The sequence below is a fragment of the Lactobacillus sp. B4026 genome (genome assembly GCF_026535825.1).
Lineage (GTDB): Bacteria > Bacillota > Bacilli > Lactobacillales > Lactobacillaceae > Lactobacillus > Lactobacillus panisapium.
Map to the genome: position 1 here is coordinate 23,535 of NZ_JAFNPD010000010.1, position 15,258 is coordinate 38,792.

General features: G+C 33.9%; 13 protein-coding genes and 2 tRNA genes. 4 read left to right on the forward strand and 11 right to left on the reverse strand.

Annotated elements, in window-relative coordinates; translation table 11 throughout:
- Positions 1 to 15: 15 nt before the first annotated feature.
- Positions 16 to 1,296 (reverse strand): aspartate aminotransferase family protein, encoded by a 1,281-nt coding sequence (locus J3U69_RS08400; RefSeq protein ID WP_267413703.1) that lies wholly within the window; start codon positions 1,294 to 1,296, stop codon positions 16 to 18.
- Positions 1,297 to 1,306: 10 nt separating this feature from the next.
- Positions 1,307 to 3,202 carry a hypothetical protein gene (locus tag J3U69_RS08405; protein WP_267413705.1) on the reverse strand — a complete coding sequence of 632 codons (1,896 nt, stop codon included), beginning with the start codon at positions 3,200 to 3,202 and terminating at the stop codon, positions 1,307 to 1,309.
- A 73-nt stretch (positions 3,203 to 3,275) separates the two neighbouring features.
- Here J3U69_RS08405 and J3U69_RS08410 point away from each other — a divergent pair.
- A tRNA-Ser gene (locus J3U69_RS08410) sits at positions 3,276 to 3,360 on the forward strand.
- Positions 3,361 to 4,136: 776 nt separating this feature from the next.
- On the opposite strand, the gene J3U69_RS08415 is transcribed toward J3U69_RS08410, so the two are convergent.
- From J3U69_RS08415 to J3U69_RS08445, 7 genes are all read right to left on the reverse strand, one after another.
- Positions 4,137 to 4,853 carry a hypothetical protein gene (locus J3U69_RS08415; RefSeq protein WP_267413706.1) on the reverse strand — a complete coding sequence of 239 codons (717 nt, stop codon included), beginning with the start codon at positions 4,851 to 4,853 and terminating at the stop codon, positions 4,137 to 4,139.
- Entirely contained in the window at positions 4,853 to 5,299 is a 447-nt protein-coding gene (locus J3U69_RS08420) for a hypothetical protein (protein ID WP_267413707.1), read from the reverse strand. The genes J3U69_RS08415 and J3U69_RS08420 overlap by 1 nt, the downstream gene beginning before the upstream one ends.
- Positions 5,296 to 6,258 carry a ParA family protein gene (locus tag J3U69_RS08425; RefSeq protein ID WP_267413708.1) on the reverse strand — a complete coding sequence of 321 codons (963 nt, stop codon included), beginning with the start codon at positions 6,256 to 6,258 and terminating at the stop codon, positions 5,296 to 5,298. Before J3U69_RS08425 ends, J3U69_RS08420 begins: the two co-directional genes overlap by 4 nt.
- Positions 6,259 to 6,355: 97 nt before the next feature.
- A complete protein-coding gene (locus J3U69_RS08430; RefSeq protein ID WP_267413709.1) occupies positions 6,356 to 6,514 on the reverse strand; it encodes a hypothetical protein in 159 nt (52 codons plus the stop codon).
- Positions 6,515 to 7,252: 738 nt separating this feature from the next.
- Positions 7,253 to 7,325: transfer RNA gene (locus J3U69_RS08435), tRNA-Thr, on the reverse strand.
- A 153-nt stretch (positions 7,326 to 7,478) separates the two neighbouring features.
- Positions 7,479 to 8,882 carry a PTS transporter subunit EIIC gene (locus J3U69_RS08440; protein WP_220220426.1) on the reverse strand — a complete coding sequence of 468 codons (1,404 nt, stop codon included), beginning with the start codon at positions 8,880 to 8,882 and terminating at the stop codon, positions 7,479 to 7,481.
- Between the two features lie 24 nt (positions 8,883 to 8,906).
- The gene (locus J3U69_RS08445; RefSeq protein WP_267413710.1) at positions 8,907 to 10,310 is read right to left on the reverse strand and encodes a glycoside hydrolase family 1 protein; all 1,404 of its coding nucleotides are present in this window, start codon (positions 10,308 to 10,310) and stop codon (positions 8,907 to 8,909) included.
- Positions 10,311 to 10,470: 160 nt separating this feature from the next.
- Here J3U69_RS08445 and J3U69_RS08450 point away from each other — a divergent pair, with 160 nt between their 5' ends.
- From J3U69_RS08450 to J3U69_RS08460, 3 genes are all read left to right on the forward strand, one after another.
- On the forward strand, positions 10,471 to 11,226 hold the full coding sequence (locus J3U69_RS08450) for a MurR/RpiR family transcriptional regulator (protein ID WP_267413711.1): 756 nt from the start codon (positions 10,471 to 10,473) through the stop codon (positions 11,224 to 11,226).
- 217 nt (positions 11,227 to 11,443) lie between these two features.
- Complete coding sequence (locus tag J3U69_RS08455; RefSeq protein WP_267413712.1) at positions 11,444 to 12,145, forward strand: MgtC/SapB family protein; 702 nt, start codon at positions 11,444 to 11,446, stop codon at positions 12,143 to 12,145.
- A 118-nt stretch (positions 12,146 to 12,263) separates the two neighbouring features.
- Entirely contained in the window at positions 12,264 to 13,463 is a 1,200-nt protein-coding gene (locus J3U69_RS08460) for a DUF2974 domain-containing protein (RefSeq protein ID WP_267413713.1), read from the forward strand.
- Between the two features lie 68 nt (positions 13,464 to 13,531).
- On the opposite strand, the gene J3U69_RS08465 is transcribed toward J3U69_RS08460, so the two are convergent.
- Positions 13,532 to 13,690, reverse strand: coding sequence for a YtxH domain-containing protein (locus J3U69_RS08465; RefSeq protein ID WP_127326213.1), 159 nt, complete (start codon positions 13,688 to 13,690; stop codon positions 13,532 to 13,534).
- Between the two features lie 169 nt (positions 13,691 to 13,859).
- Entirely contained in the window at positions 13,860 to 15,245 is a 1,386-nt protein-coding gene (gene dnaB / locus J3U69_RS08470; RefSeq protein WP_220220421.1) for a replicative DNA helicase, read from the reverse strand.
- Positions 15,246 to 15,258: the final 13 nt, after the last annotated feature.

Genomic DNA, 15,258 nt, shown 5'->3' on the forward strand with positions numbered 1-15,258 from the left:
AAATGGAACCAGCATTTAAACTGACTTGTTCATAACATTTTCGTAGTCATTGATTGTCTTTTCAAATTTATTAAGCAAATCATCAATAAATTCTTGAGTTGAATTTAGCGGTGGCATTAGCACACAGATGTTGTCATATGCTGAACGGCTCAATATATGGTTCCTATGGTTTAAAAGATCATAAAATGTATCTATTTCTAAATTAGTCTTAGTTGGAGATGAAATTTGAACTCCAATCATAAGACCCTTTCCTCGAATAGTATTAATTACGTGGGGATACCTTGCCTTTAATTTTCTCAGTCCTGTAATCAGGTGCGTACTTTGCTTTCGAACATTTTCTAAGATGTTTTCATTTTCTATAATATCTAGAACTTTGTCCGCAGCAGCTACCCCAATAACAGAGCCAGCATTAGTATAACCATGTAATAGACGAACATTGTTTTTATTAAATACATCTGTTATTTCCTTACTGAACAGAGTAGCTCCAAGTGGAGCATATCCAGCGGTTATAGTTTTGGCAAGTACCATAATATCCGGTACAACATCTTTAAGTCCTTGATATGCAAATAAATTTCCAGTTCTACCAAAACCAGTAACCACTTCATCAAAAATAAGTAGAATATTATTTTCTTTAGTATATTTACGCAGTTCTTTTAAAAATTCATCAGGAAATGGATATAAGCCTCCCGACCCAATCACCGGTTCCAATATGATTGCTGCAATTTTATCAGGATTTTCCTTGTTTAACTGATCAAAGATTTTATCTGTTTGTCCATTCACGTCATCAGGCCAAGGCAAAGTCAAAGTATCATCAGTATTTACTGCATAACCTACCGTATTATCAGTTTCTCCCATCACTGTTAAAGCGCCATAAGACACGCCGTGGTAACTATTTCTAAAATGAGCAATTTTTGTTTTTTCGTGATAGCCTTTTTTAAAATAAAATTGTCGTGCAACTTTCATAGCCGTCTCGACAGAATCAGATCCACCAGTACCAAAAAAGATCTTGTCAAAATCTGGGGCTAGCTTCAATAACCTGTTTGAGTAATTGATAATAAGTGGATACACTCGACCAAACAGAGACGTAAGTGGTAGATTATTTAGTTCTTTATAGATGTTATCTATAATGTCCTTTCTCGAATAGCCCAGGCCTGCATTCCAAATGCCAGAAATAGCATCTAAATATTTCTCGCCCTTGATATCATATACATATTCATTTTCCGCATGTTCAACTATAAAAGGATCTTCATTAAAATCTTTCATTCCGGTAAAATTTAACCAAACGTTATTTTCCATTGTTTTTTCCTCACTCTTTATTTAGTAATACTGTAATAAAACTATCTTCTACTTCTGAATTGATTCCTATACAGACTCGTGTATATTTCTTTGGGATAAGTAATTGTAAAATTTCTCTCCCTGAATACAGGTTATGCAAAATTAATTCCTGATGCTCAGCAATTTTGTAGCCAACAACGGTAATCCAATAGTGCAAATTTTTCTGTAGTTTAATTTTGATTATATTATCTTTAATTACTGGATACTGCATTTTCTCTAAATTAGTATCTTTTAATTGGCCACACGATGGACACATAGTCAGATATCTCTTCTCTGTTGGTTCAATCGGACTTTCAAATATTTTGATTTGCAGTTTGGAAGCACAAAAAGGACAGTTTAAATCTTTTTGAATTTTTTTCGTACATGTAAATCTATCTACTAAGTACTTATCAGAATATGGTGCATTAGTTTCCATAGCGTTCTTTCTAAATAAGTTACTGTTTTGCTCAATGACTTTATTAACCTGCTTTTCTATTGTTAAAAGCTTGTTCTGTCCTTTATAAAGGTCACTAGAAGATTGCCACGCACTTGTTAAGTAATTTGTTGTACTTAGACAAGCTACTATATTCGTAAAAATACTTTTTTGCATTTGTGGATTAGATGGAAAAGTAATTAGTCTTCTAAGTAAAATACTGATTATTTGTTTAGACCGATTGGTGACTTTGCTAAAATCACTTATAAATAGTACTTTGGGTAAACTAGAATTGTCATATGTAGAAAATAAGTAATATCCATTAGCGTAAATCCATTTAATATTCTTATTGCTTTGAAGAAAACCTGAGTATTCCTTTTTACAAAAACCCAGCTTTTTATTTATTTGATTTTTTGCTTCTAGTTTAATTCCCTTGTTAATATACTCTATACCGCAGCTTAATTTTGGTTTTCCTTTAGTATCACTAATACCAAAATAATAATAATTTCCAAAATCAGAAGATATTGCATTTAATTGCTTATTTACATAATAAGTAGCATAATCGCAACTGATTTGAAAGTCATCTAAAATACGAAACCAGTCAATGTCTATAGTCGAATTTTCTTTAATTCCATCATATAACATTATATGTTTATATGATGTCCAAATAAGTCCCCAAAATAATGCTCCATCTTTAAGCGAAAAGGAAAAACAAGAGTTAACAATCAATGTATTTCCTACAACTCTCGAAAAGAATTCTTTGGCTGAAATTGAGCAACTGTCATTATATCCAATTGTATCGGTTCCAATATACAATCTTTCGCCACTACCATGAGCTGATAAGTAAACGCGATTCCAGCTTCCAGCAATCTTTTGTGGGTTCGATTCTCTATTGAAAAAATCACCATTTTTATCGGATTGCTCTTTAAACTGATTATCTACAGCGTTAATAATACATAAATCAGAGTTATCCTTTTTAAAATCTGTCATTGCCTTGGCCAATTGCCAAGAAATATCTGACCAATCTCTCCCAATAATAACTTCTATAACTATATTATTTCTTTGCAAAGTTGCAATTTCTCTACGGACTAGAGCAGCATCTTCTCGAGTATTACAAAACGAAACAATAAGTACTTTCTCAACTTTAGAATTAGAAATACTATTAGCTGAAGTATAGTAGTTAGTTCTTTTTGAAAAATAGTTCTTTAAAATTTTATGATCAATATTAATTTCTAGAACATCATTAAAAACCAATCCTACTCCATTATTCCTTTTAATGTTGTCCAAAGAACTTCTATCAAATAACTTGTAAGTACATTTAAAATTACTAGTACTAGAAATTACACACCGTTCTTGCCATGCTTCTATGCATAATATTGGAATTTCCTGAGAATCACATTTTGCTAAGGAATACTTATATTGATCTTCACTCTTGCAAATTAACCACTTTTTCACTATCACATCACCTTCTTAAAAAAATAAAATCAAATCTTAACAAACCAAGTCAATTAGAGTATAATTTAAATTACGGGGTTGGCGAAATTGGCAAACGCGCCTACATGAATTTGTAGGTGAGCTAGTAGCTCTTGTTGGTTCGAATCCTTCACCCCGCATTTTATATTTGTAGTCTACTTACCACACTTGTTTAATCATAAGTAGTGGTTTAGAACCATCTTATTTCATCTCTTTTCTATATTTTTCCAAGAACATAAGTAATTAATATATTACTTATGTTCTTATTTTATTTCTACTTCGTTTTAAAAGCAAGCGATTTCATGAACAAATAATTAAAATAATTAAACTATTTTTGTATAAAAAATAATTGACTTAAAAACATATAATGATATAATTAAATTGCTGTAAAGGCTTACAGCAATTTAATTATTAGGTGAACAAGCTAACAAGAGTTTGCCTTCTTAGAATAGTTGAAATACCGTTTTTAAAAAAACGGTATTTTTTTGATCTTTATATTGTATATATAGTAGCTAAACGAACCTAAAATTCCGTACTAGTTTATCAATAGCCTGGCCAGCGTAGCACATCTGCAACTGATCTCATACATCTGTTGGTCAAACGGAGCAAAAGGCTGCTTTAACTAAATCGAATAAAATAAAAAAGTATCCCTCAGTCATCAAAAATTGAGAGACGCTTTTCGTTTTTATAAGCAGCAATTGCAAACTTTTTTCTTACTTCCGTATTCTAAATTGAAAAAAACAAAGTGAACCACCAAATTAGGACAATTTAATAAATTTTAATTTATGTATCTATTTTTTATACAAAAAAATTATCCTTAACTTATCTTCATAAACCGTTGATAAATTAAGGATAATTAATTCAAGTAATTCTTCTAAATGGACTAGAAACTTAGAGGCTTAATATTTCAATTTTATTATTTAAACGTCCTATATAGTGCTAATGAATTTATCAAATCTAAATAGTCTTTTCTTTGAACTATTGACATTTTATCAATATCTAACTTTAAAATAATCGGTAATAAATCTATACAAAATAAATGGAATTTATTGATATTTCTAATAATTATTTTAGAATTATATTTCTTGCCATTTATTATTTGTTCCAAATACTGTGTTGTACTAATATTCTGATCTTTAAAATGTAATTTATCCGAATTACTTTTAAAAATAAAATTTATGCTATCTAATTTTGACTTTTCACGTAAAATTCCTTTTGTATCTTTCGGTGAGAGCAATTTATATTTAATAGATTTTTGAATACCATCCTGCCACAATTTTCTATAGTTCAAAGCTAGCAGATCTTTTTCAGATATTTTTTTATTGCAATATTCTGTATAGACCAATTCCAATAATTCCTCTGCAAATTGACGTGAACAAGCAGAAAAAAAGAGAGAATCTCCAATTGGTATGGAAATAAGAATATCAAATAAAGTATCTATGCTCATTTTAGATAATAACGGCAAATTTTTATTATCTGATATATCATAATCCTTTATAATAAAGAACAAGCTTATAATTTGAAAGGTTTTAATTATTGCTTTTTTATTCTCTAAAAAGGTTTTTCCTTTAAATTTAGAAAAATATTTTTCACAAAATTCCTTATATTTTTCTACCTCATTTTCATAATTCATTAGTATCTACCAAATCTAGAAATAAGTTCATCAACAGAATTAGGTCTATCTTTTTTATCTTTCTTGGATTTATCTAATACTGATTTCTCATAATTATTACTATTTTCATCTATAAACTGTGTCAAAGAATTAATCAATATAATTTGAACAGATTCATCTGATTTCTGAATAATTCTTATAAAACGAGCAACTATTTGTGAACGACTTTTATATACATAATCTTTAAATACACAAGACTTATTTTTTCTTTCTTTTTCGTTATGAATATTATCTATATCTTGTAATAAAGGCGTTAAAAAAGATTTCAAATCAATATTGTGATGAAAGTAATTCGTTGACAACAATAAAAATGAATATACAGAATACAGCATAGTCTTTCTATAATTAACATCTTTAGTTTTTTTGATGTTACTATACACTCTTTTAATAATTTCTAATTCATTCATTTGTTTTCACCTCTCTCAATTTTATTAATGAATTCTTTAGTCAGTTTTTTTAAATTTGGCTTTGAATATTTTTCAGCATTAAATTTATCTATTAAATAATCTAATCTACTTTCAAGTTGAGGATTATAGGAAAATTCATTTTCAAAAACATTAATTCCCTCACTTTTAAATTTAGAACTTGTTTTTAAATCATTTATAATTTCTCTAATTCCAACTTTTTCATTTTGCTTTACCATGGTAATAATTATGCCCAAATTTTTTAATGGCTTATCTTTAAAATATGGAGTATCTTCGCTAATAAGAAATTTAACAACTTTCTCCAGCATATCAACACCAAGAGTCGAATACGCTTCTGGTTTAACAGGTATCACATAAAAATTACTTGTTTTCAATGCTGCAATTGTATACGAGGAGTAAGTTGGTGGACAATCAATCAATATGTAATCGAACTTTTCCCTAATTTTATTTTTTTCGATAAAATTATACAATCCATTTTCAAGTTGACTACTACTCAAATTTCTTGTAATAAAATCTAATCCGAATTCTCCAGGTATAATACTTAAAGATACATCATCTAAATTAAGAATAACTTTTTTTAAATTTTCTGTTGGATTTTCACTAGATAAATTACCATTAAAAACATTTTGTATAGATGCATGGGTTAATTCGTACTTTTTCTCTTTGGCTATACTTTCATTACCTTCGTTCTCTTTAGCTTCTCTTTGATTATTTTCCGCTATCTTCTTTGTTTGCGCATAACCAAAAATCTTAAAAACTGATTGCGTTAAATTAATTTGTGGATCTATATCTATTAACAAAACTTTTTTTCTTAAATTATACGCTAAATGGTAACCAATTTCTCTTGTTAGAGTTGTTTTCCCAACTCCACCTTTCATATTAATAAAGCTCACTACTACTCCCATTATATTAACACCCCACTTTAAAAGTTGCTTTTTCAATTATTTTAACTCAAATAACTCATATATTTAAAACTAATTTTATGGATTGTTTTAAACTTAAATTGATAATTCTAGTTTTATGTATTTAATTTACTTATCATTCATAACCAAATCTGATATTTCTATCTTCATCTACATGCTCATAAGTTTTCATAAACATCTTGACTGTATGACCCATACGACTTGCTGCCCACGGATAAGACATTCCTGGAGTATTGCCCAACTTAGTTGCTACCGTATGCTGACAAGTGTACATACTAATATTTAGACCATTACTATCTATTCCGACTTGCTCACAAATGCTTTTTTAACATATCATTCATGCTTTTTGAACTATTGGATAGCCTAATGCACACAAACGATAATCCTTAATATTCAAAATGATTAAATCATTTTTATTGACAATATACTGCTCATCTAACGATGTTTAAACTTCTCCAATAACTGCAAAACTAATTTCGAAAGGGGCAAGGTTAGCAGAAATTCATCTTTAAACCTACTCTTTAAATGACCGTTAAATTGCTTCTCTTTTTCATTCCATGTATTATTCTGAAAATTTTATGCTTGTCACATCAACCAAATTAGACCATCTAAGCACTTGAATTTCTTGCGGTCGCATACCAGCTTACAGAGCAATCAAAATTACAATCTTAGTAGTCCAATAACCGACACTAGTTGCATTTAATTTACGATAAATTTTCTGAAAACACTAATCATGATGTTGCTAAATGGGAAAGTGGATCAATAAGTAAAAAAGAAGTAATTGAAAATCTAGATATTAAACTAAAACAGCTTACCAATTTTATTCAATATTCAGGTTTTGGAAACGAAGATAAGTCTGAGTAATATTACTCGGGCTTTTGTGGCATTTGTGTGGCAAAAGCTAAATATTAACAACTTTGCATAACTATCAACTAAAAATTAAAAAACAAAAAAAGCCTATTATCAAGATATATTATAGAACCTCAATAATAGACTTCTTAAAGATTATTTATGCTGACTAGAGGATTCGAACCTCCGACCTCATCATTACTAGTGACGTGCTCTGCCAACTGAGCTAAGTCAGCATTGTCAAACTCGACAACGATACTTATTAAACCATATCAGTTAGCTTTACGCAAGTACTTTTTACCAGTAAATTTATTTTTTGCAGCAAAAAAGCGATTTTGTTGCCAGCTGAAGGCTTAAAATCGCTATTTCAATCTAATTTACAAATGATTTTACTCACTTACTGCTTCTTGTTTTGGCTCGTCGATTCCCATAAAGAGCTGAACAACAAAAGTCACGATTGCAGCAATTGCTGCTGAAATGACTGCATTCAGTAAGTTTTGTAAGTTACCGGTATTATTGGGGTTAATCCACATTGGTAGGGTAATTAATCCTGGTGTCATAAAGACATAGGCATTAACGCCCATGATTCCCGCATAAATACCACCAGCAAAGCCGCCAATCATACAAGAATACATTGGCTTACGATATTTTAGTGTTACACCGTATAAGCATGGCTCACTAATACCGGCACAAAAGACTGTTAACGCTGCTGAGATGGCTGTTGCACGTAATTCCTCATCTTTGGTTCTAACAGCAACTGCCAATGTTGCAGCACCTTGAGTGATGTTGTGCAATAGTGTCAGCACTCGTGTAAACGGGTCAAATCCGCGCTTGGTAATTGCTTCTAGCCCAGCAATTGCTAAGGCCGAATGCATCCCTGTAGTTACAATCCATGGGTAGATTAGTGCAAATATAGCAATAGCAAATGGCCCAAGTTTTCCGCTTAGGAAAAACATGACTAACGATATCCCCTTCGAGACCCATGTCATTGCTGGTCCAATGGCCAGCAATGTTAGCGGTACTACGATCATAATACTTAATAAAGGGGCCATAAAGCTTTTAATTGGCCGCCAAAGATAGCGGTCAAAGAAATGTTCTATATAGCTGAGTGCCCAAATTGCCACAATAGCAGGAATAATAGAGTTGGCATAACTGGCTGGGACAACCGGAATACCAAACAAGTTCTGCGGTTTACCGCTTTGAATCATCGCAATAAAAGTCGGATTAATCAAAGTCGCGCCAACTAAGGCTGATAAGTAAATATTTGTTTTAAACTGCTTAGCTGCTGCAATAGCTACAAAAACAGGTAAGAAGTAAAACGATGAATCGAAGATAAAGTATAAAATTTGATAAGTACTAGAAGTTTTATCTAAGATTTTGAGCATTGGCAATAGCATGACAATACATTTGCCCATTCCGCCTGCAATCAAAACTGGGATTAACGGCGTAATACAACCAACTAAAGCTGATAACATTCGACTAAAAATGTTAGTCTTCTTTTTTTCGGGTTTAGTTTCGCTAGCTGGCTGACTTGCATTGTCGTTTTTCTGTGTTAGCAATTTTTGAAACTCTTGGTAAATACTGCCAACTTGGTTACCAATAACAATTTGACATTGTTCACCACTCTGAACAACACCTAATACACCTTTAAGTTTCTTTAACTCCTCCAAGTTAATTTTTGCTGCATCATTAGGAATAATCCGTAAACGCGTTGCACAATGCCAGGATTTTTCAACATTATCCTGACCGCCCACTAATTCAAGAATTTTTTGGGCAAATAATCTATCATCCATTCGCTTAACCCCCAATCATTAACATTAATTTTCCTTCATCAAATTTTGATACCAGTAAAAGCTATCCTTTTTTAACCTGCGACCACTGCCATGATTTTCATCATCATAATCAACATAAATTAGACCATAGCGTTTACTCATTTGCGCAGTTGAAGAACTGACAATATCAATCATTCCCCAAATAAGATAGCCCATAATATCAACGCCATCTTCGTTCAAAGACAGACTCAATTGTTCTATGTGCTTTTGCAAATACTGCATGCGATATTCGTCGTGGATTTGGTGATCCTGCGTTACTTGGTCTTCTGCTCCCAAACCATTTTCAACAATAAAAAGGGGAACATCAAACCGATCGGCCAAATCTAAACATAATGTTCTCAAGCCCACAGGGTCAATTTGCCAACCCCATTTCGACGATGCTAAATATGGATTTCTTTGACCACTAATCGTATTGCCTTCAGCTTTTGCGCCACTATTTTCAACCCCCTTCATGATTGAAGTGTAGTAGCTAAAAGCCAGAAAATCGCCCGTACCTTGCTTAAGCAAGTGCAAGTCCGCAGCAGTAATATCCAAATCGAACTTTTTTGTCATCATCTTTAAAATTCGCTTGGGATAATTGCCCTGTATTTGAACTTGCCCAGCAAGATACATTTGTTGGCGCACTTGCTCGATTAAGAAATTATCTTCTGGCTTACTTGTTGCCGGATAAATCTGGATTCCTGTGATCATACAACCCACTTGCGCCTTAGTTATTTGGTGAATATAACTGGTTATCTTTGCGCTAGCTACAAATTGGTAATGCATTGCTTGACACAAGTTAGCCATACTCTGATCTTCTTTGACCAAACCAGCACTAATAAACGGATGCCGAAATACGCTATCGATTTCATTAAATGGTAGCCAAAAATCAACTAAATCCGCGTATTCTTTGATCACTGTCTGACAATAATTGACATAAAAATCAATCAACTGGCGATTTTTCCAACCACCATAATGCTCAACTAAGTAAATTGGCATTTCATAATGAGACAAAGTGACCATTATTTTTAGTCCTAGTTTTTTACAACTACTAAATAGCTTATAATAAAAGTCAAGTCCAGCCTGATTAGGCTCTTTTTCATCGCCGCGTGGAAATATTCTGCTCCAAGCAATCGATGTTCTGAAGACCTTGCAACCCGTTTGCGCAAGCAATTGCAAGTCTTGCTCGTAAGTATGATAAAAGTCGATCCCGTTTCTTTTAGGATAGCGTTCATCATGCTTATCTTGCAGTCGCGCAGTAACCTCTGCTAGTGAGGGTGAAATACGCTCATTTGTCCGCATGATATCCGCAACTGACGGACCTTTATTATCGGCACGCCAATTACCTTCACTTTGATTAGCTGAAATAGCACCTCCCCATAAAAAATCTGCTGGAAATCTATTGTTCACCTAAGTACCTCCTTTTACTTTAAAGTAGTGAATAACAACTTATATTGTATATTCACTACTAATTTTAAAATGTTTCTTTTACTTATGCAATAGCACATCTATAATAATTTATATGTGCGACTGCACAAAAAGTGAAACAAACTTTAGAAAGGCAACCGTTATGGATATTTTTTTATTAATTAAATCCGCACTTCCGCAATTAACCAGGCAGGAAAAAATTGTCGCTGATTCTCTACTAGAATTTCCAGAATTAGTCGTTGAAAAAAATATAACTAGCTTAGCGCAAAGTATCGGCGTATCCCGCAATACCGTTACGCGCTTTTGTAAAACATTAGGCTTTCAGGGTTACACCGAATTTAAATATGCCGTCAATGCGTATTTTGCGCAAAAAATCGACCGCAATTCAAACAGCTCGTCAATTAATCTGATGATTGAATCATATAAGCAAATGCTGGATCAGTTAATTGCAACTAATTTAAATCTTAAAAAACTGGCTGAACAAATCCTCCAATCTGTTTCTATTAAGATTGTGGCCACCGGAAAATCGTCCCCCTGCGCAGATCAATTGAAGTATAATTTACAGACTTTGAATATTTATAGTGAAGTCGTTGAAAAAATTTACTATTCTGACGATCTTAGTTATGTCTTTCAACCACGTGACTTAGTCATCATTTATACGGTTTCCGGTAAAAGCGCTTTGACCAATAGCATTGCTGGCGGTGCAGTTAAAAGTAAGGCAAATGTGTTTGCCGTCACTGCTGCTAAGAGCCTGCCATTTGCTACAACCGAAACCTATATCTTGCCTAATGCCCGTGATCTCAATAAATATTCAATTAGTAATCACTTATTGTTTTATCTTTTCAATGATTTATTAACTAACGAAGTCATCAAGTATTCAAAGCCAAATAAATATTAGTTAAGTAATTATTATCTACTAACATAATAAATAATTTTGATAGACTACTTAAAAAGCAACTTCACTTTGATAACATGCTGAAACCCGATAAAGTCAATGATTTTACTGGTCTTATCCGCCCATTTTTGCGTAAACATTAAAAAACTATATTCTAATACCATTTATTTTAGAGTATAATATAACGTGGTTTATTTAGAAATGGAGTGATATTGATATAATGGCAAATATAACACCGATTAATGCCCAATTACCCTGGTTATTAAGGTTGTTGGTGGCCTCTTTATGCGGGGCCTTAATCGGCTATGAACGAGCAATACAGAGAAAGAGTGCGGGTGTTAGAACCCACATTGTTGTAGCATTTTCTTCTGCACTATTTATGATTGTTTCCAAGTATGGTTTCAATGATTTAATTAAAATATCCGGAATGGAATTTGACGCATCGCGTATCGCAGCGCAAGTCGTTTCTGGTATTTCATTTATTGGTGCTGGGACAATTTTAGTTAAAAAAGACCAAGTTTCTGGATTGACTACAGCTGCAGGTATCTGGGCAACAGCCGCAATTGGTATGGCTATTGGTTCTGGATTATACTTCTTAGGCGTTCTGGCTACAGCCCTGTTATTTGTTATTCAGATGCTATTTCATGATGACAATATTATTGATAAAATCATCATGCATATCCGGTTTAATGTTCAAATTGAGGCAGTTAATCGCCCCCATATTTTGGAAACAATTCAACATGAATTAGCCGCAAATCACGTTGAAAATGCCTCTGTCAAAATTTTATTTGTTAGTGATGAAAAGATTATTTTCTTTGCCGATGGTATTATTAATAATAATATTGATGAAAATGATATTATTATGGCCTTGCGGAAATATCCTGACATTAAACGAATCAGTTACGATAGTCTCGGTAAATAACTGATTGTTTTACAATAAGCAATAGAAATTAACTATTGCTTATTTTTTGTTCGCAAAAATCAAATTAGCTACAATGGCTGCTGAAAAGTGGTAATTTTAATAAAAAGGAGTAATTTTTATGGCTGGTCCACTTGATTATTTACGTTGGCGCGGTGATCTTACTTTCGCAGAAAAGCCTTTTAACAGTATCGATGCCGCTTTATTATCTTCATTAGTTTATCTTCCCGCAGACGATTCTAGCGTTGGACACACATTAGCTGAATTAGCAGAAAAATTGCGTAATTTGGCATCTTTTCAGCACCAGATGCATTCTGAAACTGCTGCAGAAATCATCTTACTTGCCGAGAGTCCTAGAATCGGCAATATAAAAATTCTTGACTGGACTGACAGGCTAGAAGACGACCCGTATCCACTGCAATTCAGTGCTGCAACATTTTCAATTACAAAAGATACCATTGCTATCGCCTTTCGCGGTACTGATGGCACCATGATTGGTTGGAAAGAAGATATGCGCATGAACTATTTGCCGGAAATTTACGGTCAAAGCGTAGCGGCAAAATATTTGGAAGAAATCTCAACCAAGTTTCCTGAAAAGCAAATTTATCTCTTGGGTCATTCAAAAGGCGGGAATTTTGCCCAATATGCCCTAAGTGCTGCTAAGCCCGAAACACAAGAAAGAGTAGTTAAAGCGCTTAGTTTTGATGGTCCGGGATTTTTCCATAAGGTTTATACTAGTCCCGGCTTTATCCAGGCAATGCCTAAAATGAAAACCTACATTCCACAGAGTTCAATTTTTGGAGCAATGCTTGACCATCCTGAGCAAACAATTGTTGTCAAAAGTACGGCGGCAATGCGCAACCAGCACGACCCACGACGCTGGTCAGTTGGTCGTGACAGTTTTACCCTGGCAAAAGGATTATCTTCTGGTAGTCGTGTACTCCGTCATGCTCTAATTAACTTTAATCATTCCATTCCCAAAGAAGAACGCGGTGAAGCATTTTCCGATTTATTTGAAGCCTTTGAAAATGCCGATATTGAGGAAGCACATCAGCTAACAAATAATAAACTGGTTGGAACTTACCGTTTTAGTCGGGTCTTTTTATCACTTGATCCCCAAGAGCGTAAGTTAATTGCTCAAATTTTAGGTAAGATTTGGGATTCCTATAAAAATAATATGACGCTGCCGTTGATGGCTAATAATTATGAGCTCTATCCTAAGAGTAATGATTCAAATAAGGCTCCTGTCTTTTACGAATTTTATGATCCGGAGCACCCTAATTTGGAGTTGCCACCAGAAGTTAAGAACAAATTACGTTAGCAATTAGTTTCACGTGTAACACAAAAAAGAGTTGAGGAAATATTCCTCAACTCTTTTTTTACCAAGTATTATTTTTTCATATTATCCTTGGCGTCATCGACTTTATCTTTGACATTGTCAGCAGCATCTTGGGCTTTGTCTTTCATATCACCTGCAGCTTGCTGTACCTTACCCTTTAATTCTTTAGCTTTTCCTGCTACTTTATCTTTAAATCCTTTATCAGCCATAATTCTAGGTCCTTTCCTAAAAAATAAGCAAAATAATCTATTTACACCTTAATAGTACAATCTTAAATTAACTAAGTCATTAAATATGCTTTATTTTTGGATTAGTATCCAGAATAACAGCTGTAATAATGGGATTTTTATATTTTAAGTACAAATTATATAGTATTGTTTACTGATCAGGTTGATCGTGACTATAATCGAGGTTTGAAAAGCGGTTATATGGCTTAGAGAACATTAATTTAACCGTCCCCCGGCTACCAGACCGGTTCTTTTCGATAATGACTTCTACTTCACCATTATCATCCTCTGCACCAACTTCTTGTTGATCATCACCATCTTCCTCATTTTCTTCGCGGTAGTAATCATCCCGGTACAAAAAAGAAACAATATCGGCATCCTGTTCAATAGAACCAGATTCACGGATATCAGACAAAACAGGCCGCTTGTCCTGGCGCTGCTCGACTGAACGCGATAACTGGGACAGAGCAATAACCGGCACATGTAGTTCTTTAGCCAATTTTTTCAATTGCCGCGAAATTGCCGAGACTTCTTGTTGGCGTGATTCGCTGCGTGGCCCTTCAATCAGCTGCAGATAATCGATCACAATTAAGCCTAAGTTGCCTTTTTCCTTGGCAAGTCGGCGAGCCTGTGCTCTAATCTCACTCATTTTAATTCCTGGCGTATCATCAATATAGATGCTGGCATTAGCCAAAGAGCCAGACGCTACGATCAATTTGCGCCACTCCTCTTCGTCCAATTGGCCAGTCCTTAGATGCTGCGAATTAATTAGGCCTTCAGAGGCTAGCATTCTTTGTACCAACTGCTCGCCACTCATTTCCAAAGAAAACATGGCGACCGTTTTGTCAGTATGCAACCCAACATACTGAGCAACATTCAGTGCAAAAGAAGTTTTACCAACACCTGGACGGGCAGCAATAATAATTAATTCATCATCGTGGAAACCCGTAGTCATTTTATCTAGTTCGACAAAGCCTGTGGGCAGACCAGTAACCATGTTGCCGTCTTCAGGAATACTATTGATTTCTTCAATTGCGGCATTAACAATATCCTTGATTCCCCGAAAGCCATTTGCATTGTTTTCCGAAGAAACATTCATGATCTCACTTTCGGCATCATCTAGAATTGCAGTAACATCGTCTGAATCCTGCATTGCGTTCGAAATGATTTTTTGACTGGCAGAAATAAGCCGCCGCAATAATGCCTTACGGTGAACAATCTTGGCATAATAAACGATATGAGCAGCCGTAGGGGTGGCAATGGCAAGTTCCGAAACATAAGCAATTCCGCCAATATCATCCAGCTGATTCTTTTTGGTTAATTCATCTTGTAAAGTTAGCGGATCAATTGCATCTTCGCGATCTGATAAATCAAGCATTGCTTGAAAGATTAATTGATTAGCTTTTTTATAAAAGTCACCCGGCTCAACCTCCGCACTGGCGTCGGCAATTGCCTCTGGATCAATAAAAATTGCACCTAAAACGGCTTTTTCCGCTTCATCATCGTGCGGTATTTGTTGCGAAACGATATTATCCATTAATCATGACCAC

Excerpts from the sequence above, each read along its gene's own strand:
- J3U69_RS08400 (WP_267413703.1), bottom strand. The coding sequence starts at position 1,296 with ATGGAAAATAACGTTTGGTTAAATTTTACCGGAATGAAAGATTTTAAT.
- J3U69_RS08415 (WP_267413706.1), bottom strand. The coding sequence starts at position 4,853 with ATGAATTATGAAAATGAGGTAGAAAAATATAAGGAATTTTGTGAAAAA.
- J3U69_RS08420 (WP_267413707.1), bottom strand. The coding sequence starts at position 5,299 with ATGAATGAATTAGAAATTATTAAAAGAGTGTATAGTAACATCAAAAAA.
- J3U69_RS08430 (WP_267413709.1), bottom strand. The coding sequence starts at position 6,514 with ATGTACACTTGTCAGCATACGGTAGCAACTAAGTTGGGCAATACTCCA.
- J3U69_RS08440 (WP_220220426.1), bottom strand. The coding sequence starts at position 8,882 with ATGGATGATAGATTATTTGCCCAAAAAATTCTTGAATTAGTGGGCGGT.
- J3U69_RS08450 (WP_267413711.1), top strand. The coding sequence starts at position 10,471 with ATGGATATTTTTTTATTAATTAAATCCGCACTTCCGCAATTAACCAGG.
- J3U69_RS08455 (WP_267413712.1), top strand. The coding sequence starts at position 11,444 with ATGGCAAATATAACACCGATTAATGCCCAATTACCCTGGTTATTAAGG.
- J3U69_RS08460 (WP_267413713.1), top strand. The coding sequence starts at position 12,264 with ATGGCTGGTCCACTTGATTATTTACGTTGGCGCGGTGATCTTACTTTC.
- J3U69_RS08465 (WP_127326213.1), bottom strand. The coding sequence starts at position 13,690 with ATGGCTGATAAAGGATTTAAAGATAAAGTAGCAGGAAAAGCTAAAGAA.
- dnaB (WP_220220421.1), bottom strand. The coding sequence starts at position 15,245 with ATGGATAATATCGTTTCGCAACAAATACCGCACGATGATGAAGCGGAA.